This is a genomic window from Spiroplasma endosymbiont of 'Nebria riversi' (genome assembly GCF_018831625.1).
Taxonomy (GTDB): Bacteria; Bacillota_I; Bacilli_A; order Mycoplasmatales; family Nriv7; genus Nriv7.
In genome coordinates this window covers 638491-659804 of sequence record NZ_CP065193.1, presented here as the reverse complement: position 1 = coordinate 659804, position 21314 = coordinate 638491, and the positions used below count along the sequence as shown (strand labels likewise).

29 protein-coding genes are annotated in these 21314 nt (G+C 25.8%); 10 read left to right on the top strand and 19 right to left on the bottom strand.

The genetic code is table 4. The annotated features are described in order from the left end of the window. Positions 1-241 precede the first annotated feature (241 nt). Positions 242-1036, bottom strand: a complete 795-nt coding sequence (locus I5Q57_RS04285) for a transposase (protein ID WP_215826969.1) — start codon at positions 1034-1036, stop codon at positions 242-244. A gap of 474 nt (positions 1037-1510) precedes the next feature. On the opposite strand from I5Q57_RS04285, the gene I5Q57_RS04280 reads away from it, so the two are divergent. Further along, entirely contained in the window at positions 1511-1654 is a 144-nt protein-coding gene (locus I5Q57_RS04280; protein WP_215826968.1) for a hypothetical protein, read from the top strand. Positions 1655-1887: 233 nt separating this feature from the next. Next, complete coding sequence (locus tag I5Q57_RS04275; protein WP_215826967.1) at positions 1888-2061, top strand: hypothetical protein; 174 nt, start codon at positions 1888-1890, stop codon at positions 2059-2061. Between the two features lie 229 nt (positions 2062-2290). Here I5Q57_RS04275 and I5Q57_RS04270 read toward each other — a convergent pair whose 3' ends face one another. Next, entirely contained in the window at positions 2291-2440 is a 150-nt protein-coding gene (locus tag I5Q57_RS04270) for a hypothetical protein (protein WP_215826966.1), read from the bottom strand. A 181-nt stretch (positions 2441-2621) separates the two neighbouring features. Here I5Q57_RS04270 and I5Q57_RS04265 point away from each other — a divergent pair, with 181 nt between their 5' ends. The 6 genes from I5Q57_RS04265 (at position 2622) to I5Q57_RS04240 (ending at position 5326) form a co-directional block, all read left to right on the top strand. Next, complete coding sequence (locus I5Q57_RS04265; RefSeq protein WP_215826965.1) at positions 2622-2870, top strand: hypothetical protein; 249 nt, start codon at positions 2622-2624, stop codon at positions 2868-2870. A gap of 21 nt (positions 2871-2891) precedes the next feature. Beyond that, on the top strand, positions 2892-3878 hold the full coding sequence (locus I5Q57_RS04260) for a hypothetical protein (protein WP_215826964.1): 987 nt from the start codon (positions 2892-2894) through the stop codon (positions 3876-3878). Between the two features lie 3 nt (positions 3879-3881). Further along, positions 3882-4118 carry a hypothetical protein gene (locus tag I5Q57_RS04255; RefSeq protein ID WP_215826963.1) on the top strand — a complete coding sequence of 79 codons (237 nt, stop codon included), beginning with the start codon at positions 3882-3884 and terminating at the stop codon, positions 4116-4118. A 50-nt stretch (positions 4119-4168) separates the two neighbouring features. Further along, entirely contained in the window at positions 4169-4375 is a 207-nt protein-coding gene (locus tag I5Q57_RS04250; protein WP_215826962.1) for a hypothetical protein, read from the top strand. Between the two features lie 65 nt (positions 4376-4440). Continuing rightward, positions 4441-4833 (top strand): hypothetical protein, encoded by a 393-nt coding sequence (locus I5Q57_RS04245; protein ID WP_215826961.1) that lies wholly within the window; start codon positions 4441-4443, stop codon positions 4831-4833. A 265-nt stretch (positions 4834-5098) separates the two neighbouring features. After that, positions 5099-5326 (top strand): hypothetical protein, encoded by a 228-nt coding sequence (locus I5Q57_RS04240; protein ID WP_215826960.1) that lies wholly within the window; start codon positions 5099-5101, stop codon positions 5324-5326. Between the two features lie 282 nt (positions 5327-5608). On the opposite strand, the gene tyrS is transcribed toward I5Q57_RS04240, so the two are convergent. The 3 genes from tyrS to I5Q57_RS04225 all read right to left on the bottom strand — a co-directional run bounded on the left by tyrS (position 5609) and on the right by I5Q57_RS04225 (position 8057). After that, complete coding sequence (gene tyrS / locus I5Q57_RS04235; protein WP_215826959.1) at positions 5609-6856, bottom strand: tyrosine--tRNA ligase; 1248 nt, start codon at positions 6854-6856, stop codon at positions 5609-5611. 18 nt (positions 6857-6874) lie between these two features. Next, positions 6875-7108, bottom strand: coding sequence for a hypothetical protein (locus I5Q57_RS04230; RefSeq protein WP_215826958.1), 234 nt, complete (start codon positions 7106-7108; stop codon positions 6875-6877). Positions 7109-7775: 667 nt separating this feature from the next. Further along, positions 7776-8057, bottom strand: coding sequence for a hypothetical protein (locus I5Q57_RS04225; protein WP_215826957.1), 282 nt, complete (start codon positions 8055-8057; stop codon positions 7776-7778). 312 nt (positions 8058-8369) lie between these two features. On the opposite strand from I5Q57_RS04225, the gene I5Q57_RS04220 reads away from it, so the two are divergent. Beyond that, a complete protein-coding gene (locus I5Q57_RS04220; protein WP_215826956.1) occupies positions 8370-8888 on the top strand; it encodes a DeoR/GlpR family DNA-binding transcription regulator in 519 nt (172 codons plus the stop codon). A gap of 11 nt (positions 8889-8899) precedes the next feature. Beyond that, on the top strand, positions 8900-9868 hold the full coding sequence (gene tsaD, locus I5Q57_RS04215) for a tRNA (adenosine(37)-N6)-threonylcarbamoyltransferase complex transferase subunit TsaD (protein WP_215826955.1): 969 nt from the start codon (positions 8900-8902) through the stop codon (positions 9866-9868). 36 nt (positions 9869-9904) lie between these two features. On the opposite strand, the gene I5Q57_RS04210 is transcribed toward tsaD, so the two are convergent. From I5Q57_RS04210 to I5Q57_RS09790, 14 genes are all read right to left on the bottom strand, one after another. Next, complete coding sequence (locus tag I5Q57_RS04210) at positions 9905-10729, bottom strand: DEAD/DEAH box helicase family protein (protein WP_215826954.1); 825 nt, start codon at positions 10727-10729, stop codon at positions 9905-9907. Between the two features lie 41 nt (positions 10730-10770). Next, on the bottom strand, positions 10771-11496 hold the full coding sequence (gene deoD, locus I5Q57_RS04205; RefSeq protein WP_215826953.1) for a purine-nucleoside phosphorylase: 726 nt from the start codon (positions 11494-11496) through the stop codon (positions 10771-10773). A 331-nt stretch (positions 11497-11827) separates the two neighbouring features. Further along, positions 11828-12484, bottom strand: a complete 657-nt coding sequence (locus I5Q57_RS04200; RefSeq protein ID WP_215826952.1) for a transposase — start codon at positions 12482-12484, stop codon at positions 11828-11830. 385 nt (positions 12485-12869) lie between these two features. Further along, positions 12870-13190 carry a hypothetical protein gene (locus I5Q57_RS04190; protein WP_215826950.1) on the bottom strand — a complete coding sequence of 107 codons (321 nt, stop codon included), beginning with the start codon at positions 13188-13190 and terminating at the stop codon, positions 12870-12872. Between the two features lie 4 nt (positions 13191-13194). Continuing rightward, positions 13195-13443: a hypothetical protein gene (locus I5Q57_RS04185; RefSeq protein WP_215826949.1), complete on the bottom strand. Its 249-nt coding sequence runs from the start codon at positions 13441-13443 to the stop codon at positions 13195-13197. Between the two features lie 2 nt (positions 13444-13445). After that, entirely contained in the window at positions 13446-13589 is a 144-nt protein-coding gene (locus I5Q57_RS04180; protein ID WP_215826948.1) for a hypothetical protein, read from the bottom strand. 464 nt (positions 13590-14053) lie between these two features. Further along, on the bottom strand, positions 14054-14500 hold the full coding sequence (locus I5Q57_RS04175) for a hypothetical protein (protein WP_215826947.1): 447 nt from the start codon (positions 14498-14500) through the stop codon (positions 14054-14056). A gap of 72 nt (positions 14501-14572) precedes the next feature. Continuing rightward, the gene (locus I5Q57_RS04170; protein ID WP_215826946.1) at positions 14573-15034 is read right to left on the bottom strand and encodes a hypothetical protein; all 462 of its coding nucleotides are present in this window, start codon (positions 15032-15034) and stop codon (positions 14573-14575) included. 26 nt (positions 15035-15060) lie between these two features. Then, on the bottom strand, positions 15061-15303 hold the full coding sequence (locus I5Q57_RS04165) for a hypothetical protein (RefSeq protein WP_215826945.1): 243 nt from the start codon (positions 15301-15303) through the stop codon (positions 15061-15063). A gap of 560 nt (positions 15304-15863) precedes the next feature. After that, the gene (locus I5Q57_RS04160) at positions 15864-16085 is read right to left on the bottom strand and encodes a hypothetical protein (RefSeq protein ID WP_215826944.1); all 222 of its coding nucleotides are present in this window, start codon (positions 16083-16085) and stop codon (positions 15864-15866) included. Positions 16086-16087: 2 nt separating this feature from the next. Continuing rightward, positions 16088-16414 (bottom strand): hypothetical protein, encoded by a 327-nt coding sequence (locus I5Q57_RS04155; RefSeq protein WP_215826943.1) that lies wholly within the window; start codon positions 16412-16414, stop codon positions 16088-16090. 519 nt (positions 16415-16933) lie between these two features. Beyond that, positions 16934-17866, bottom strand: coding sequence for an ABC transporter permease (locus tag I5Q57_RS04150; RefSeq protein ID WP_215826942.1), 933 nt, complete (start codon positions 17864-17866; stop codon positions 16934-16936). Then, a complete protein-coding gene (locus I5Q57_RS04145; protein WP_215826941.1) occupies positions 17859-19544 on the bottom strand; it encodes an ABC transporter permease in 1686 nt (561 codons plus the stop codon). The genes I5Q57_RS04150 and I5Q57_RS04145 overlap by 8 nt, the downstream gene beginning before the upstream one ends. After that, entirely contained in the window at positions 19537-21033 is a 1497-nt protein-coding gene (locus I5Q57_RS09790; protein WP_440137653.1) for an ABC transporter ATP-binding protein, read from the bottom strand. Before I5Q57_RS09790 ends, I5Q57_RS04145 begins: the two co-directional genes overlap by 8 nt. Positions 21034-21314 lie beyond the last annotated feature (281 nt).

The window sequence follows — 21314 nt, the reverse complement described above, 5'->3', positions numbered from 1 at the left end:
AAAGTTGTTATAGGCATATCCTTAAACGGACAACCAGAATTATTTAATTTTTAAAAAATTACTATGCTTACCACCGAAAGCACTAAAAATCTTTTTACAATTTATACTGTATCAAAAAATTTAAAAATTTGGCAATAAAAAAATTTTAATTTTGTCGAAAACTCTTGATAAAATCAAAAAATCATCAACTTGATAATTTTAAAAGGCCTTTATGTAAAATTACTATTTTTACTTTAATTTTTTATACATTAAAATATAATACCGCTGTTTGTTGGTTTGGAGTTAAACCCTTATGTTGGTATTTTCATTTTCAGAGATTTAAATAATTTTGAATATTAGTAAAACCTAAACCATGATAATGAATTAAGGTTTCTTTAAGACTAGATTGTAATTTACTGATTTTATTTAAGTTACGATAACTAGCTTCAGGATTAATTGTTGTTTTAGTTACACATAAAGTAGAATTTGTTTGTTTTGCTACTAAAAAATATAATTTTTGCATATCAGAAGTAATAATTGAATTTTGGTTAATTAATTCTTTGTTCATATTTTCAATAAATCATTGTTTTTGTAAACGTTTGGTATTTGTGGATTTAACATAAATATTGTTATTATTATCAACTGCTATTTGAATACAACATTTAGTATTATTTACAAATGGGTCAAGGTGAATTCTTCGTGGATCAGTTTTATGTTTGAAATTTCCTTTATGAATTTCTTTAATAAATGTTTCATCGATTTGGATTTTACCAGATAATTTTTTAAATTTTAATTGGGTATTTTCTAATTGTTTTGATTTCATTAATTTTTGACGATTATATCAAGCAGTTTTTAATGTAGTTTTAATAAAACGAGAAATTGTTTTACTAGATTGCCCCAGCAATGAAATTTTAATCAATAAATTTCATTGTTCATAATTTAAATGACTTCAATAAATAAAATAATTACGAAAAGCGTCAAAACTTGCACGGCAATTTTTACATAAATATTTTTGTTCCTGGACGCATAAAGTTTTGTTAGGTGGGGGGGCGTTCAAATAAATATCAAGGCAGTCAGCAATGATTGTCTTTTTATTTTATAAGGTGTTAAAAGTTTGTTCTTTGAAAATTAAATACAAGTGAGTTAATAATGTTGGTATGTATTGAAGCACGATAAATTGTGGGCGGTCACCATAACCAAAAAAAGTTTACCAGTTAATAGATAGCATCCTATTAGCTATAGCAATTTGTTTCGTTTTGCAATAAAAAAATAAATGGGTGGATTTCCTAAAAATATACACGCTATTAAATTAGTTTCAAGGTTAGGGCGCGGATGTTAAAGTGTAGAAATTTCTATATAGGGGATATGCTAAGTTTAAAATTATTAAAATTTTTATCTAATTAAAAAACAAAATTTACTAACAAAGCTTGTTAAACACTTAAATCTGCGATATATAAGTGTTTAAAAAAACTAAGTTAACTAACAACTTAGTTAATATAACTTAGTTTATTTATAAGAAAGGTAGTTTACTATGAAAAACATTGAAAACATTTTCTTAAATAATAAAAAATATCTCTTAAAAGAAACACAAAACGCAATTTTTATTAAAGACCCAAAAATTCCGTGATTTAATAAACAAATCGGCATTTGGTTTGCAAAGCGATTTGTTTATTAAGGAAAATATGAGAATTCAATTTGCATTGGAATAATTAAAGATAGTGAATATCAAGTAATCTCAATTAATCAAAAAGAAAATGAAACCAAATTAATTAAGGGGCAAGAATTATTAGGCTTCTTAATTGCCGAAAAATAAAACAACAAAAAAGATATAAATTATAACTATTTTAAAGGAGCTTAAAAATTAATATCGCAATTGGACTAATATTTATTATTATCGGCATCACGCTATTGGCATATTTTGCTTATAAAATTTATGTCAAAATAAAAATTAGAATTAAATATAAGAATGCCATTAAAAATAATTCTGGTAATTTTACAAAAGACGAAAAAGTATTTATTGCTCGCTTTGAAGAATGAATTAAAGCTCCTAATTCAAAAAACAATAGCGCTGGTAAAAAGTAATGTTTTGAGAAATTATCACGGAATTCTTAGAGCTGTTTATTCCGATAGAAAAAATGCCTGCACAAGTTGCGTTTATTGCCGGATTAATTATTATCATTAATTTTCTTTTCACACTAATTTCAATTATGTATTTACCAATAAAAATGATTTTTGGGAGATAAAAAATGACAATAAACTTAAAAGAATTTAATTGAGAACAAATTAAACAAACTTTCTGAGATTTATTTATTTAAATTACAACTATTCCGGCTCACATTACTGGTGGTAAATAAATTAAATTAACCGAAGCACCACTTTGACTTTTAATAGCAAACATTGCTTTTTGATTCTTAACAGCAATTATGGTGTGATTTATTCTAATGCTCCTTTGAAAAACCATATCAGTATTTAGATAGGGAAAAAATTAATGTCAAGAAGTTACATTGTGATGCATTCCCAAAGAAATTCAAAATTAATTAGAAAAAAATATAACCACGTTAAGGTTAATCGTGGTTTTAACAAATTTAAGAAAAACTTTGAATATAAATGATGAATGTTTTAAAGAGAAAGGAGGTGATTATATGATTGGAACTTTCTTGGCCGATGCACCAGCAACAGCAGAAAAAATAACAGCTAGTGACGCGATGACTAAATTATGAAATGCAATTATGACAGCGTTTACTAAAATGTGAGATATTATTGCTGTTAATATGCCACAAGTCGGTAACTTCTTTGCTGACTACTGAATATTCATTTTTCCATTTATTTTGGCAATATTCTTTATTTGTTTTAAAATATTTGAAAAATTACTTGGAGCAGTATGCCAATAAAAAAATAAAGTGAGGTGCAAGATGAAATTTTGCAAATGAATAATAGAAAAAAATAACCATTTTATTGAATTAAATCGCACCTCATTTTTAATTTTATGACATTGAGGAGCAATTTGATACGTTTACAACGGTTATTTAAAAAACATTGTGAGCTATTTATTTTTAGCAGGTTGTATTTTAATTTTCCTTTTTAAAATCAGTAATTTAACAAAAATTAACAAAGTTATTAATTTTTTAAAAAACTCACCATTAAACATCGTTATTGGTTCATTAGGAGCTGGAAAAACCGCCTTTCTAGTATGCGCATCAAAATTACTAAAAAAGAAGAAATATCATATCGCCTCAACCTTTCCATTACTAGAAACCCAAAAATTAAGTTTAGGACATATGGGATTATTAGATTTTGATTATCCGGTATCGCCAGACAAAACCTTACTGTTATGAGATGAAACCAACTTATTTTTAGAAGGAGCTGATTGAGAAAAAAATAATACCAAAAACGAAGAAACCGGTATTCAAGAATATTTCGCTCTGGCACGGCATTTCGGTCATATTGTGCTGGCTAGCGGTCAAAGAGATAAACATATTTGAGTTAAAGTTCGTGACATTGCCAATAATGTGATCGTGGGAATTCGTAAAAAACCCGTTAATATTTTTCGTCCCTACTTAAAAGTCATCTATGGCACCTTTACAAGCATCGAAGAATATGAACGCTGACAAAACACCTTAATTGATGCTAAAAATAGCAAAAATGGTCGTCGCATTAAATATCGTGATATCCCTGAACTTGATATCTATTTTTTTAAACTAAAAATTCCTCTACCCCTACTTAACACTTACAATTCTTTTTACCTAGCATTTTTAAGAGATTACTTAAATTCAAAAGTAAATCCTGACTATGAAGACAAATACTATACTGACACAGCAATTGATTTAGAAGACTTGGAATACTTAAAAATGGATAAATTTAGCAAATTTTTAAGAAAAATTAAAGAAAAGGAACAATAAAAAATGGAAAATCTCGCAAAAATGGCCGACTTTCTGGCTCAAATGCTTTATAAGGTTTTTGATTTAATTTGAAGTCTTGAAGTACCAGGAACGAATATTCAATTAATATTTCCTTTATTCTTAACGCTTGCTGTAGAATTTCTTATGGCAATTATTCTTGGATTTGGTAGTCAACAAGTTAATTTAGAAAAACAACGCCAATATGCCATTAAAAATAAGGGTCGTTTAAGCTCATGATAAAAAGCTAAAAAACAAATAAAACCAATAAAAACAAAACAAGGTAACTAAAAATGTTTAAATTAATTATTATTTTTATCTTAATAACTGTTCTTGGATTATTAGCCGGTAGTCATTTTGAAACTTTAACGAACTATATTAGCGAGGGGCTTATCAATTTCCAAAAGTTTATTACTAGCAATTTAACAATTTTAGAACTATTTAAACCAATGGCTCGGACATTTTCGCAAACATCCAATCTTTACCATTCTTGGTGTTAATTGTGTAATTATTGCCTTATTTATTGTAATTAAAGGACGATAAAAAATATGAAGGGAGAGTTAAAATGAAAAAAATTTTAATAAAATTATTTAAAAAAGATAATTCAAAAGAAAAACTGCCATTAAAATTAAGAATTAAAAATTCTTTTAAAAAGCAGTGGTTAAAAATAGTATTAAGTATCATTTTTATCTTTATAAGCTTATTACTTTGTGCATTAACAGAAATCGATACTAAATGAATAACTGGAACAAGTAACGAATTTAATGATTTTATGAATAAACAGATGGTTGATTTCTTTGGCAAGTTCAATAGCGGTATTATGTTGGCAGGAATATTTGTTTTTTGATGAGGCGGAGCAATATATTTTGCAATTAAATTTGAAAAATTAATCCGCTTTATTATTCAAAAAATTAAAGCAAAAAGAGCCTTGAAAAATGAAATCAAACAAACTAATTAATTATTTAAAAAAATATTGATGGAGAATTGTATCTTACATTTTTATGATTAATATCTTTTTCATTTCATTTTTAAAATTGGAAATTAATGATTTGAAATTATTATATGAAAAATTTGAAGCATTAATTTCACTTATGATACTAGGATATTTAGATATATGCATGACAATAGCTGTAATTATAAATTGTGGTATTGAATGACTTATTAAAAAAATCAAAACTAAAAAAACAATGAAAAATAAAATATTTTAAAAAGGAGTGATAAAAATGTTTATGAAAATATTTACCGTATTAATTATTAGTTTCAATAACATTTTTACCATTCCTCAAAACATTAACAACGAGAAAACGGCAGTGCAACCAGTTAGAAATAAAAGAGAAACTCAATATAAAACATATGACTTAAAATTTTCAGAAATAAATAACAGTTATTTACAATCATTGTATAAAAAAGGCAGTGACCCAGTATATATTAATATTGACTCAGTAAAATAGCAATTACCTTTGGAAATAAAAAATTATGGATAAAATACCAGAGGGTTTGTTGTCTTTGCCAATGAAGCAGTATTTAAAGAAATTAAAAAAATTTATAATTATAAAAAAGAAAACAGCACTCCAGAATAAAGAGAATTTTATGATAAAGATTTTCAAAAAACAAATATTGAATATTTTTTTTAATTTTGTCGAAAACTCTTGATAAAATAAAAACAATTTATGCAATAAAATATTTAAAAAAACAAGATGAATTTTTATGAAAATAACTTATTATTTTAAACATTAATGGCTATTAACTTCAACAATATAATAATGTTGTTTACCTTTACGAATAAAAATTATTTTATCATATAGCAATTTATCTTTAGATAATAAATAGTTTTCATCATTAATAATTTGCTCATTAACATAAATAGCATTACTCTTTAATAGTTCCCGAACTTGAGTTTTAGAACTACATACTTCAAGTAATAAAAGTAAATCAATAAGTTTATGTTCTTGACTAACAGTTATTCACGGAACAGCATTTTTCATTTGTTGAATTTCACTCATTTGTAACTGCATAACTTTTTGCGAAAATAATGCTTCACTAATATTAATCGCCACCATAACTTCTTGTTGGGAATGAGCAAAAGCAACAATTTCTTTTGCTAATACCTTTTGGGCATATCTTTTAGCCTTATTAACATTATGTTTTGCCATTATTTGCAAAATATCATCTAATGATAACAAAGTTAATCATTTTAAAAGTTTTTCAACATCAGCATCATTTTGATTAACAAAAAACTGATACAAAATATATTGGGATGTTAAATTAGCGTCTAACCAAATTGTTCCTTGCTCAGTTTTGCCAAACTTAACACCATTACTTTGCGTTAATAATTCAATCGTTAACCCACTTGCTAAATGATTATCTTGTTCTTTTTTACGAATCAATTCAATTCCAGCAGTAATATTCCCTCATTGATCACTACCACCAATTTGAATTAAACATTGATAATTCTTATATAAATATCAAAAATCATATGCTTGTAAAAGCATATAAGAAAATTCAGTATAAGAAATTCCTGTTGCGAGTCTTGTTTTAATTGATTCCTTATCAAGCATATAATTAATCGTAAACTCTTTCCCCGAATCTCTTAAATAATCAATTAAATTTAATTTTGATATTCAATCATCATTATTTAAAACTTTAATATTATGATCTAATAATTTATCTAATTGTAAAGCAAGCGCATCACTATTTAATTTTACTGTTTTAGCATCTAATAATTTTCTTTCTTCAACTTTAAAACTCGGATCACCAATCATTGCCGTCGCCCCACCAATAACAGCAAGCGGTTTAAAACCCGCTAATGAAAAGCGATATAATAAAACAATTTGTACTAAATGCCCCACATGCAATGATGTTGCTGTTGGATCAATACCACAATAAACACTAGCATTACTATTCTTAGCCTGTTTTATTTTTTCACTATTAGTAACTTGTTTTAAAAGTCCTCGAGCTTGCAATTCTTCTAAAAATTCCATTTCTTACCATTCTTTCTCTTATTTTTGTTTTTCATCAATTAAATTAACAATGCTCCGATTTTTTTCAGTAACTTGCTGTTGATCATAAAATTTACTAGCGCGTTGATGAATATCATTAAAACGATTAACATGACTTTGCTCCCGAATATAACTAGTATCATCATAATGTGCATCACTAGTTGTTAAATTAACACTGTTATCACTTTTTCGATTAATAAAATCAATTGGAATTGGATTAACATTTCTTGTCATATTTATTCCTTCAACATATATTGAAAAATCTTGATATTTTTGAATTTTACGATTAATAATTTCTTGTCGAACATGCTCATTAACATATTCTTCAATTGAACTATAAGTCTTTGTTGTTCTAACTAATGATTGTGGTCTAATACTATAAGTATTATTTACTAATGAAAAATCTTTTGGTTTATCACTAGCAATACTTTCTTTCTTAGCATTAGAACCTGTAATTGGCGAAATAATCTCTGTTGGTTCATAACCATATACTTGCTTTTGTTGGATTCAATTTCTTTGTTTACGACGATTTTCAGCAATTTTTGACTCTGAAATTTTTTGCTGATGAATATTTTCTTCATAAAGTTTTAATAATGGACCATTTAATCCATATTTAATTGAAAACTCTTGATATTTATTGAATATACCTAAAATTAGGTATATTCAATAAATATCAAGAGTTTTCTACAAAATTAAAAAAAATGCAATAACTTAGTTAAATAACTCAACTAACATCGATAATTAACGGGCGGAACATACGCTTTCCGCGCCGTTTAAACACCATAAAAACCAACTAAGATATTTTTTTTAATTATATATTTTACGCCTATTCTTAAAACACCATAAAACATTTTTAAAATGAATTTTTAAAATAATCAAAACTTACAACCTTTTTATCATGTTATTTTTCAGCAACAAAAAAACCTAACAACTCATGACCTAAAATCAAAATAGATTCTTGGCCTTTACTATTAACAAAAACCAACTGATATTCACCATCTTTAATTATTCCAATACAAATAGAATTCTCATATTTTCCTTTATAAACAAATCGTTTCAAAAACCAAATACCAGTAGATTCATACAATCACGGAATTGCCGGCGCTTTAATAAGTACTGCTTTTTGCGTTTCTTTTAAAAGATATTTTTCAGTATTTAAAAAAATATTTTCAATATTTCGCATGCACATAACTCCTTACAGATATATTTAGTTATATTAAACTAAGGTTATGTTTAGCTTAGTTATCTAACTAAGTTAAATATTTATGTTTAACAAAATTTGTTAGTAAACTTCGTTTACTAATTAACTTAGTTTATTACTATCAAGGCACAAAAAAATACAAGGCATGACTAAAAATAATAAATATTAATTTAACCTTATATTTCTTGCAATAAATAAATGAGCTCATATTTATTTATTAATTAAAAGCAAGTTTGTAGAAACCAAAATCTTGTCATATGTATATGGTTTCTACACAAATTAAATTATTAGATATTGACAACAATAAAATATTTCTGGCAACAAAAACTAATTAATAATAATGACATTTTGTTTATTAATTCAGGAATTACCAATGAATATTTAATCAGTTTAATAAATAAACCAGTTTATTTATTTACAAACAGTATTGAAATTTTTAAACAAGCAATTAATAATAAAAATATTTTAGATACTATTTTAATTGGTGGTCGTTATTTAGCTGAAAGTAAAGTTTTAGTAGGACGTCATAGCTTAGCAAATTTAGAAAATGTTAAATTCAGTAAATGCATTCTTGATATTAATAATATTTCTAATACTTATGATTTATATGCTAAAAATGAAGAAGAAGCACAACTGAAACAAAAAGTATTAAGTGCTTTTAATACTAAAATTATTATTGCTGAAAATGATAATATTAACACAATTGGTTTTATTAAATACGCTAATTTAAAGGAATGTGATATATTTATTACAAACAATAAATCATTACCCAATATTAACAAAACAGGTAATTCAATTATTGTTATTAATTAAGGAGAAAAAATATGACCATCTTAGCTATTGAAACAAGTTGTGATGAAACAGCAATAGCAATATATAAAGATAAAAAAGTTAAAAGCAATATTATTTTTTCACAAATAGCTAATCATCAACAATATGGTGGGGTTGTTCCTGAAATTGCTTCAAGACTTCATATTTCTAAAATTAGTTATGTTTTAAAAGAAGCCATTAAACAAGCACAGATCCAATATCATGATATTGACTACATCGGTTATACTGACCATCCGGGATTAAGTGGTTCGCTTCATATCGGTAAAGTTTGCGCTCAAACAATATCGTTAATGTTAAAAAAACCACTTATTGCTTGTAATCATATTGAAGGTCATATTTATAGCGCTGCCATTAATAATGAATTTAAGTTTCCCTTAATAACCTTAGTAGTATCCGGTGGTCACACGCAATTAATTTTAATGAAAAAACATCTTGATTTTCATATTTTAGGAGAAACTTATGATGATGCTGTCGGTGAAGCTTATGATAAAGTAGCAAAATTATTAGAACTTGAATATCCGGGTGGACCAATAATTGATAAAATAGCAAAAAAAGGACAAAATATTTTTGAACTGCCATTAGGGAAAAATGATAACAGTTTTGACTTTTCATTTAGTGGTTTAAAATCTGCAGTAGCAAATTTAATTAAGAAATTAAATGTTCGCCAATTAGAATTTAGAAAAGAAGATATTGCTTGTTCTTTTCAAGAACAAGCAACTAATATTTTAATTAAAAAATTAACAATGGCAATGAAAAAATATCATCCAAAAATGATAACAGTAGTCGGCGGCGTTGCTGCTAACAGTGTTTTACGAACTAAGGCTGAAAACTTAGCAACAAAAAATACCACAGTTATTATTCCTAATAATAAATACTGTACCGATAATGCTGCGATGATTGCAAGATTAACTTGACAAATAATTAATAATCGCTTAAAAGAAACTTCTAAAAAGAAAAAATAAAAATCATTCTCATATGAGAATGATTTTTATTATCTATTAACCTGAACTTACATACAACGAACACGGATTATCACGAATAATCTTTTTCATTATTTGATAAAGCGCTTCCATATCATGATTTATAAAAAGACTTGTAAAATTTTTAGCACTGGTTTTTGTTTTTTTAACAATTTCTAATTCATTTAATACTTTTTGATTAATAATTTCATTATCTTTCAAAGCAAAATTAATACTACCGTCCTCAATATAAAAATCAATAATATTTTTTAATCGCCCTAAGCAAGCAATAATATCTTGCCCAATTCGTAATAAATGATAATGCTTCTTATAGCTATTAGCCTGTTCACAAACTTGATTAGCAATTTCCTTTTCTGTTGTACTACTAAAAATATCATTTAAAATTAAAAACTCTATTTTTCTTTTTTTTCGTAAAGCAAATAAAAATTCAAGCAAAATTTGTTGCTTTTTTTCACTTAATACTTTTCATAAATTACTATCAATTGAAGTTTGTTCATCGATACGATGACAATGATATACCGTGTTAATTAATTTATATTTATAAAATCCCATTTCACAACTAACAACCTTATAATTTTTATTATGAAATTTATCTTTTAAAATATATTTATGAACTAAAATTCAATCACACTTTTTTAACTTTTTAATAAAATTAAAAGTAAACTCATTTAAAGCAATAGTTAAATAAGATTCATCATTAATTTTATGTTCTGAAATATAAAGTCATTTAATTTTATGCAAAGTTTGTTTATCTATTGTTTTAACAAAAGGCTTAACAACTTTATCAATAGATACATTGGTTTTAACTAAAATTAAAAAACTATCAATACTATTTTTATCCATTAGTTTGAGAAACCCCTCTTTATAAAAATTTACCTTTTTCTTTAAACATCTTGTTTATAAAAATTAACTGCTGTTTTTAAAGCCAACATCATCATCTTATCAAATGATTGTTCGCGTTCTTCACTCGTAGTAGCCTCTTTTGTTACTAACGAATCAGATACAGTTAAAATACATCCTGCTTGCTTATTTAACACTTTTGCATTAACAAATAACGCGAAAGCTTCCATTTCTACAGCAATAGTTTGTTTTTCATTTAAAAATCTTTTATATTCTTCAAAATTTTTACGATAAAAAACATCAGAACAGTGCACCCTTCCAGATATGATGTTAATGTTTTTATCACTTGCTGTTTTTTTAATTAATTCATAAATATTAGGATTGGCTTCAATAATATCGCCATTTGTTGCACCAACAATTTTGGCATAATTATTTTCACCATACACCGAACTTACATTAATAACATCATACAGTTTTAAATTTTCGTCATATGCACCTGCACTTCCAATTCTAATAATTACATCAACATCATAAAATTTAAATAATTCATATGAGTAAATGCCGATTGAAGGACAACCCATACCACTACCAGCAATAGTTATTCTTTTCCCTTGATATATTCCTGTATACATTAACATATTACGAACACTATTTACTAATTGCACATCTTGCAAATAATTTGTTGCAATATATTTTGCTCTAATTGGATCTCCGGGCATTAAAACTATTGGGGCAATATCCTCTTTTTTAGCACTAATATGTGGTGTCATTCTTTTGCTCCTCTTTATATTTTAATATCGTTATTATACCACTTTTTAATATTAATAATTACTTATCAAAAAATAACGGTCGCGTTTAGTTTTCTTAGGTATTGCTTTGAAGAAGTAAAACAATCAGCTAATTATATTATTTAATTACTAAACTAACCCTGCTTTTCTTGTTATTTTCATTTTTATTCGTTTTCATTTTATCATATTATTGAATTTTTACACAACAAACAATTTTTAATTTTGTCGAAAACTCTTGATAAAATAAAAAAAATCATCAACTTGATAATTTTAAAAGGCTTTTATATAAAATTAATATTTTTACTTTAATTTTTTATACATTAAAATATAATACCGCTGTTTGTTTTTTTGGAGTTAAACCCTTATGTTGGTATTTTCATTTTCAGAGATTTAAATAATTTTGAATATTAGTAAAACCTAAACCATGATAATGAATTAAGGCTTCTTTAAGAATAGATTGTAATTTACTGATTTTATTTAAGTTATGATAACCAGCTTCAGAATTAATTGTTGTTTTAGTTACACATAAAGTAGAATTTGTTTGTTTTGCTACTAAAAAATATAATTTTTGCATATCAGAAGTAATAATTGAATTTTGGTTAATTAATTCTTTGTTCATATTTTCAATAAATCATTGTTTTTGTAAACGTTTGGTGTTTGTGGATTTAACATAAATATTGTTATTATTATCAACCGCCATTTGAATACATCATTTAGTATTAGTTGCGAATGGGTCAAGGTGAATTCTTCATGGATCAGTTTTATGTTTGAAATTTCCTTTATGAATTTCTTTAATAAATGTTTCATCGATTTGGATTTTACCAGATAATTTTTTAAATTTTAATTGGGTATTTTCTAATTGTTTTGATTTCATTAATTTTTGACGATTATATCAAGCAGTTTTTAATGTAGTTTTAATAAAACGAGAAATTGTTTTACTAGATTTCCCCAGCAATGAAATTTTAATCAATAAATTTCATTGTTCATAATTTAAATGACTTCAATAAATAAAATGATTACGAAAAGCGTCAAAACTTGCACGGCAATTTTTACATAAATATTTTTGTTTTCCTTCTGAATTATGTCCATTTTTAACGCAATGGTAAGATTCACATTTAGAGCATTTAAAATACCCTGTGCTCTAAATTTTTGATCAATTTCATTTAAACGTTTTTGTTTTTTTATTAATTCTGCTTGTTGTTTGACTTTTTCATAAAATTCTAAAAATTGATCATCTGTTAAAGTATTTACTAGTTCTTGAATTATTTTTTCCATAATTATTATCCACCTCTATCATATTAAAAATATACCTAAAATTAGGTATATTCAATAAATATCAAGAGTTTTCTACAAAATTAAAACTGTTTTTTAAAAGAATTTTTAATTTTTAATGATATTTTTTCTTTTGAATTATCTTTTTTAAATAATTTTGCTAAAAGTTTTTTCATCTTAACTCTCCTTTCGTGTTTAAAAATTTTTAATTTTTCATTTTCAATAACTAACTCTGATTTTTCATCTATATGAATACTATTTCGCTTTTCTAGTTCTAAAATTTCTTCATTTTTTTCCATTATTATGTATTTAAGAGTATTAACACTATTTTCTAATATGACATTAGCAATTTTTAATTTGTCATTCTCTATTTCTAATTCTTGTTTTTTAGTTCATTTTTCCATTTTTTTACCTACCTTTAATTACAATAAATAAGACAATAAGTACACAAGTGACACCAAGAATGGTAAAGATTGGATGTTGATAAAATGTCCGGGCCATTGGTTTAAATAGTTCTAAAATTGTTAAATTGCTAGTAATAAACTTTCGGAAATTGGCAAGACCTTCGCTAATATAGTTTGTTAAAGTTTCAAAATGACTACCCGCTAATAATCCAAGAACAGTTATTAAGATAAAAATAATAATTAGTTTAAACATTTTTAATTACCTTGTTTGGTTTTTATTGGTTTTACTTGCTTTTTAACTTTTCCTCACGCACTTAAACGACCCTTATTTTTAATGGCATATTGGCGTTGTTTTTCTAAATTAACTTGTTGACTACCAAATCCAAGAATAATTGCCATAAGAAATTCTACAGCGAGCGTTAAGAATAGAGGAATATTAGTTGAATATTTGTTCCCGGTACTTCAAGACTTCAAATTAAATCAAAAACTTTGTAAAGCATTTGGGCAATAAAGTCCGCCATTTTTACAAGATTTTCCATTTTTTTATTGTTCCTTTCATAGAGTAAGATAATGTTATGGCTGATTGCGTTTTTAGTAGAGACATTATTTAGAAAGGAGGTGAGATATGATAAAATAGTCCGCCCGCCGAAGAAATCCCGTATTTAAAGTTTTTAGAAGGCGCTTGAACTCTTGTATATAATATATTTGAGTTTTTATCTGATTTTACACCAATGGCATTTTTTTTCTGAATTATGATTGTTATTGGAATTACAATGATAATAAAACAAAAATATTAAATAAAAATTAATTTAATTTAATTAATGTCTAAATAATAATTGTCGCTACTAAAAAAGGGTTAACCGTTATTTTTCTTTCATTTTTCTTAAAAATTTGCTAAATTTATCCATTTTTAAGTATTCTAAGTCTTCTAAATCAATTGCTGTGTCAGTATAGTATTTATCTTCATAGTCAAGATTTACTTTTAAATTTAAGTAATCTCTTAAAAACGCTAGGTAAAAAGAGTTGTAAGTGTTTAATATTGGTAGAGGAATTTTTAGTTTAAAAAAATAAATATCAAGTTCAGGAATATCACGATATTTAATACGGCGACCTTTTTTGCTATTTTTAGCATCAATTAAGGTGTTTCGTCAGCGTTCATATTCTTCAATGCTCGTAAAGGTACCATAGATGACTTTTAAGTAGGGACAAAAAATATTAACTGGTTTTTTACGAATTCCCGTAATCACATTATTAGCAATATCACGAACTTTAACTCAAATATGTTTATCTCTTTGACCGCTGGCAAGCATAATATGACCACAATGGCGTGCCAGAGCAAAATACTCTTGAATACCAGTTTCTTCATTTTTGGTATTATTTTTTTATCAATCAGTTACTTCTAAAAATAAGTTGGTTTCATCTCATAACAGTAAGGTTTTGTCTGGCGATACCGGATAATCAAAATCTAATAATCCCATATGTCCTAAACTTAATTTTTGGGTTTCTAGTAATGGAAAGGTTGAGGCGATATGATATTTCTTCTTTTTTAGTAATTTTGATGCGTATACTAGAAAGGCGGTTTTTCCAGTTCCTAATGAACCAATAACGATGTTTAATGGTGAGTTTTTTAAAAAATTAATAACTTTGTTAATTTGTGTTAAATTACTGATTTTAAAAAGGAAAATTAAAATACAACCTGCTAAAAATAAATAGCGCACAATGTTTTTTAAATAACCTTTGTAAACGTATCAAATTGCTCCGCAATGTCATAAAATTAAAAATGAGGTGCGATTTAATTCAATAAAATGGTTATTTTTTTCTATTATTCATTTGCAAAATTTCATCTTGCGCCTCACTTTATTTTTTTTTGTTAACAAACTGCGCCAAGTAATTTTTCAAACATTTTAAAGCGAATAAATAATATTGCCAAAATAAATGGAAAAATGAATATTCAGTAGTCAGCAAAGAAGTTACCGACTTGCGGCATATTAACAGCAATAATTTCTCAAATTTTAGTAAACGCTGTTATAATCGCATTTCATAATTTAGTCATCGCGTCACTAGCTGTTATCTTTGTTACTGCTGGTGCTTCTGTTAAGAAAGTTCCAATCATATAATCACCCCCTTTCTTTTTAAAACATTCACCATTTATATTCAAAGTTTTTCTTAAATTTGTTAAAACCACGATTAACCTTAACGCGGTTATATTTTTTTCTAATTAATTTTGAATTTCTTTGGGAATGCATCACAATGTAACTTCTTGACATTAATTTTGCCTCTATCTAAATACTGATATGGTTTTTCAAAGTAGTATTAAAATAAATCACACCATAATCACTGTTAAGAATCAAAAAGAAATGTTTGCTATTAAAAGTCAAAGTGGTGCTTCGGTTAATTTAATTTATTTACCACCAGTAATGTGAGCCGGAATAGTTGTAATTTGAATAAATAAATCTCAGAAAGTTTGTTTAATTTGTTCTCAATTAAATTCTTTTAAGTTTATTGTCATTTTTTATCTCCCAAAAATCATTTTTATTGGTAAATACATAATTGAAATTAGTGTGAAAAGAAAAGTAATGATAATAATTAATCCAGCAATAAACGCAACTTATGCAAGCATTTTTTCTATCGGAACAAACAGTTCTAAGAATTCCATGATAATTTTTCAAAACATTATTTTTTATTCTCATTATTTTCTTTTGAATTAGGAGCTTTAACTCATTCTTCAAAGCGAGCAATAAATACTTTTTCGTCTTTTGTAAAATTACCAGTATTATTTTTAATGGCATTTTTATATTTAATTCGCATTTTTATTTTGGCATAAATTTTATAAGCAAAATATGCCAATAGCATTATGCAAATGATAATAAATATCAGTCCAATCGCAATATTCATTTTTAAACTCCTTTAAAATAGTTATAATTTGTATCTTTTTTGTTGTTTTCTTTTTCGGCAATGAAAAAACCTAATAATTCTTGTCCCTTAATTAATTTGGTTTCTTTTTCTTTTTGATTAATCGAAATTACTTGATATTTACTATCTTTTATTATTCCGATGCAAATTGAATTTTCGTATTTTCCTTTATAAACAAATCGCTTTGGAAACCAAATACCGATTTGTTCATTAAATCACGGAATTTTTGGTGCTTTAATAAGCATTGCGTTTTGTGTTTCTTTTAAAAGATATTTTTTAGTATTTAAGAAAATGTTTTCAATGTTTTTCATAATAAATTACCTTTATTATTTGTTATAAACTAAGTTATATTAACTAAGTTAGTTAACTTAGTTTTTTAAACACTTATATATCGCAGATTTAAGTGTTTAACAAGCTTTGTTATTGAATTTTGTTTTTTAATTAGATTTAGATAAAGATTTTAATAATTTTAAACTTAGCATACCCCTATATAGAAATTTTTACGCTTTAACATCTGCATCCTACCCTTGGAACTAATTTAATAGCGTGTATATTTTTAGGAAATCCACCCATTCATTTTTTTATTGCAAAACGAAACAAATTGCTATAGTTAATAGGATGTTATCTATTAACTGGTAAAACTTCTTTTGGTTATGGCGACCACCCACAATTTAACGCGCTTTAATACATACCAACATTATTAATTCACTTGTATTTAATTTTCAAAGAACAAACTTTTAACACCTTATAAAATAAAAAGACAATCACTGCTGACTGTCTTAATACTTATTCAAATCTTTTCCCGCCTAACAAAACTTTATGTGCCCAAACTAACAACTATCCGCTGAATAATTTATTCCCAAAGCACTTGGTGCACCCGTAATTTTTTTATTATAAATAAACCGAAAAATTAATAATGATACTAATGGTGACAAGTAAATTAATGATTTTAACAATTGGGGATTAATATGTTTAGTAATATCAGGAACAGCAGCAGCCTCATATGTTAACTGAATTAGATATCCCAAAATAAATGAACTTAATATAATAAACCATCCATTTCAGCGGGCCAGAATCATAATCGCAATAGCAATAAAACCATAGCCCCCTGCTATTGGAATAAAAATATTTTGGGTTATCACATATAATGAACCACTTAATCCAGCTAAAGCTCCCGAAATTGTAATCGCAACAAATTTATAATGAATAACATTAATCCCAACAGATTCACTAGCTCAAGGATTTTCGCCAACTGATTTTAAACGCAACCCAAACTTACTAAAAACTAATAAACAAATAATAGCAATTACAATAATTAAAATAATAAACGGATAAAAAATTAAACTATCTATTTTTCAAGGAATGTATTGAATATTACTTGAAATATTAGCACGATTATTTAATAATGTTGCTCCCATCGCGGCAATAGCAGAGCCCGCAACATTAACAACTGTCCCAGAAATAATATGATTAATTTTAAATTTTAATACCATTAGTGAATGAAGCAACGATATTATCATTCCAAAAAGAATGCCAACAATAATTGCTATTACTGCTAAATGATGATTATTTAAATTATTAACATCATAATGACGATAAGTAACTAATGAATAACCAAAACCAGCAAATACCATCTGTCCTTCCAAACCAATATTAATTACACCTGCTCGCTCAGAAATTAAAGCAGCAATAGCAGTAATCATAAAAATACTAATTAAAGGTAGTCCACTTATTAAAGAAGTTCCAAAAACTGAATTAAGCATCTTTCTTTACCTTCTTCGTTATTTCTTCAATTAAATTCTTCTTACTAATAAATTGCGATGCATTTCTTAATTGTGATTTTGTCAGTTTTTGCAATTGTAATTTATAGTATCATCTTTGAAACAATGAAAGATTAGAATCATTAATTATTTTATTTAACTCTAAGATCTTTTTTTCTTTTGCTTCATAACTGTTTTCATATTCATCAATTACTAATGTCATATTATTATTATGCAATTTTAAAATTATTTTTTGTTTAATTAAAATAATTTTTTTTGTTAAATCGATAATTTTATTTTCTTTACTATTCAACTTTTTAATTTTTATTTTGTCTTCTTTAAAAAATTGCTTTGCAAAATTATTTTTTTGTTCTGATATTTCTTCATATTCTTTTCAATATTCAATAATATTCATTTCTTTATTAACATTAATTAATAACTTTTGCGATAAATATAATGCATGATTTCTCATAAAAATAAGTTTTAATCAATTTCTAATATGAGCTTCAAAATATTCATAATAAATATCAATTTTATTTAAAAGATAATAAATTTCAAGTTGAATAAAATCTTTAAATCGTAAAAACTTTAAATACCACCTATTAATTCCATGATAACTATACGGCAATCTCAGTTGTCTTGTAGCCGTTAATTGTAAATATCACTTTGTTATTTTTGATTTTGGTTTAACTAAAAAATATGTTCCTAAAGCAATTGATAATAAGGCAATGGCAATAATCGTTTCAACAATTTCTTTATTACCTGACATAACAACTTTTTGAGCATACACAGCACTAACAAATAATGCTGAGAAAATAATACCAATAAAACTATTATTTGCTAATAATGCTACAGTAATGCCATCAAAACCAATATTTAATGGAATAGATTGTACAGGTAAAAACCTTACCATCCCATAGTAATAAACAAAACCAGCAATTCCGGCAACACACGAAGAAATTAACATTGTATAAATTACAATTTTATTATACTTAACGCCGGCATACTTTGTAGCCAAAGGATTACTACCACTAATTTTAATTTTATATCCTAAACTAGTAAATTTAAAAATAAATCAAAAACCAGCAATTAAAATTATTGTAATAAAAATCCCTATATTAAAAGGCGAAGTAACAATTTCCTTTAAATTTAAATTTATTAATAAATGATTAGGAAAACCAATTGATGCGCCATTAGTTTCAAGAGCGGGCCCACTTTCTAAAACAAATTGATAAAAATATAAGGCCGCTCAATTTAGCATTATCGTTGCAACAACTTCATGAATATTAGCATAAACTTTTAATACTGCCATAAGTAATCCTAGTGCCATTGCTGATAATATACAAATTATAAAGACAAAGAAAGGATTTAGAGCATCAGCATTCCCTCAACTCAAAGCAATATAAGACATCACCCCAGCAAACATCATTTGTCCCGAAACACCAATATTAAATATTCCGCCTCTAAATCCAATTGCAACAGCAATTCCTACTAAGCCATAAACAGAAAAATATCCTAAAAAATCTAAAAATGCATTTTTACTACGAAAATTACCTCATAGTAAATCACCAATTTTATATTTTGCTAATGGATCATTACTAATTAATAAAAGGAATAATCCAATAATAAAAGCTACTACAATTGATAATATGGGAAAAAATATTTTTTTATATTTACTCATCTTTAAAATTCACCCCCGCCATCATTAAACCCAATTTCTCTTTGGTAACATTATTCGCTTTAACTTCACCCATATTTTTACCATTATTAATAGTAATAATCCGATCAGATAAATTTATTACTTCATCTAATTCATATGAAATTAAAAGCACAACATTACCTTGATCTCTTTGTTTTAATAACGATTCATAAATATATTCAATAGCACCCACATCTAATCCTCGTGTTGGCTGTTCAGCAATAATTAACTTCGGACTTTCTGATAGTTCTCGGCCAATAATTACTTTTTGTTGATTACCACCAGATAACTCTTTAGCCATATTTTGAACACTTTTAGCGCCGCGAACATCAAAATTATTAATTATTTCTTGCGTTTTCTCTTTAATTTTAGCAAGATTTAATAATCCATAATTATTATATTTACAATTAAATTGATCACGCAACGAAATATTTTCTCATAAACTCATATCTAAAACTAAACCTTGCTTTTGACGATCAGCAGGAATATGATGAATTCCTAAATTATATGTATCTTTAGTATCTAATCGTAATAAATTACACTCTCATGGTATTTTCTGACCAACTTTAATATTACTATCTTTTAATATTGCTTCTTTTTCTTTAATTTGTTTTAACTTATTAGTAACCTTATTAACAACATCTAATTCATCAAATAACATTACTTCACCACTAACCGGATTTAAATGACGACAAATAATATTAACAATATCTTCTTGACCATTGCCTTCAATCCCTGCAATACCCAAAATTTCACCACGATTAATTGTTAAACTAAAATTTTTTAATATATTAACCTTAGTTTTACTTAAAGTATTAATATTTTTAAGAACTAATAACTTTTCCCCTAATTTAAGAGGTTTTTTCTTTAAAGAAAAACTTATTTTTCTTCCGACCATTTTCTCAGCTAATTTATCAACTGATGTTTTTTTAACATTAACCGTATCAATATACTCGCCTTGTCTAATTATTGTACAACGATCAGCAATTGCTTTAATTTCATTTAATTTATGAGTAATAATAAGAATCGCTTTACCTTGCGATTTAAATTCTAAAAGCATTTTCATCAAATCATCTATTTCCTGAGGTGTTAAAACTGCTGTCGGTTCATCTAAAATTAATATTTTGGCATCACGATATAACACTTTTAAAATTTCTACTTTTTGTTGGTCATAAATAGAAATATTATTAACTTTTTCTTTTAAATTAATTTTAAAATTCATTTTCTCACAAATTTGTTCAATTCTTTTATTAGCTTCACGAGAATTTAATCAAAATCTTGTTTGTCATTTTCTTTTCATCCGATGTAAAAAACTGCGATAAAAATTCATTCTTTTTTTAAGTTGATTAATTTTATTACAGATAATTGTTTCTGTATCAGCATTATTTTCAACACGATTATTATATTTATTTTTTAAAGCAATAATAATATCAGTTAATTTATATTCCAATTTTTCTAATTTATAAGCCATCGTTTTATTAAATAAATTAAATTTTTCAAGAAGTTCTTGATATTTATGTTCTAAATCTTTAACTTGCTGAGTATTAAGTTTCTTATTTTGTTCTTTATGATGTCAATCATTAATTTTTTTTATTTTTTTTGCAACTTTAAAATCTATTTTTTTAGCTTTACGGAAAATTTTTGCTTCACATTTATGTTTCTTATAATTAAAAAAATCACCTTTAATTTTTGCAATTTTTGCTAATTCAATTTTATCAATATAACTTATATAAATGAAGAAGAAATAATTTA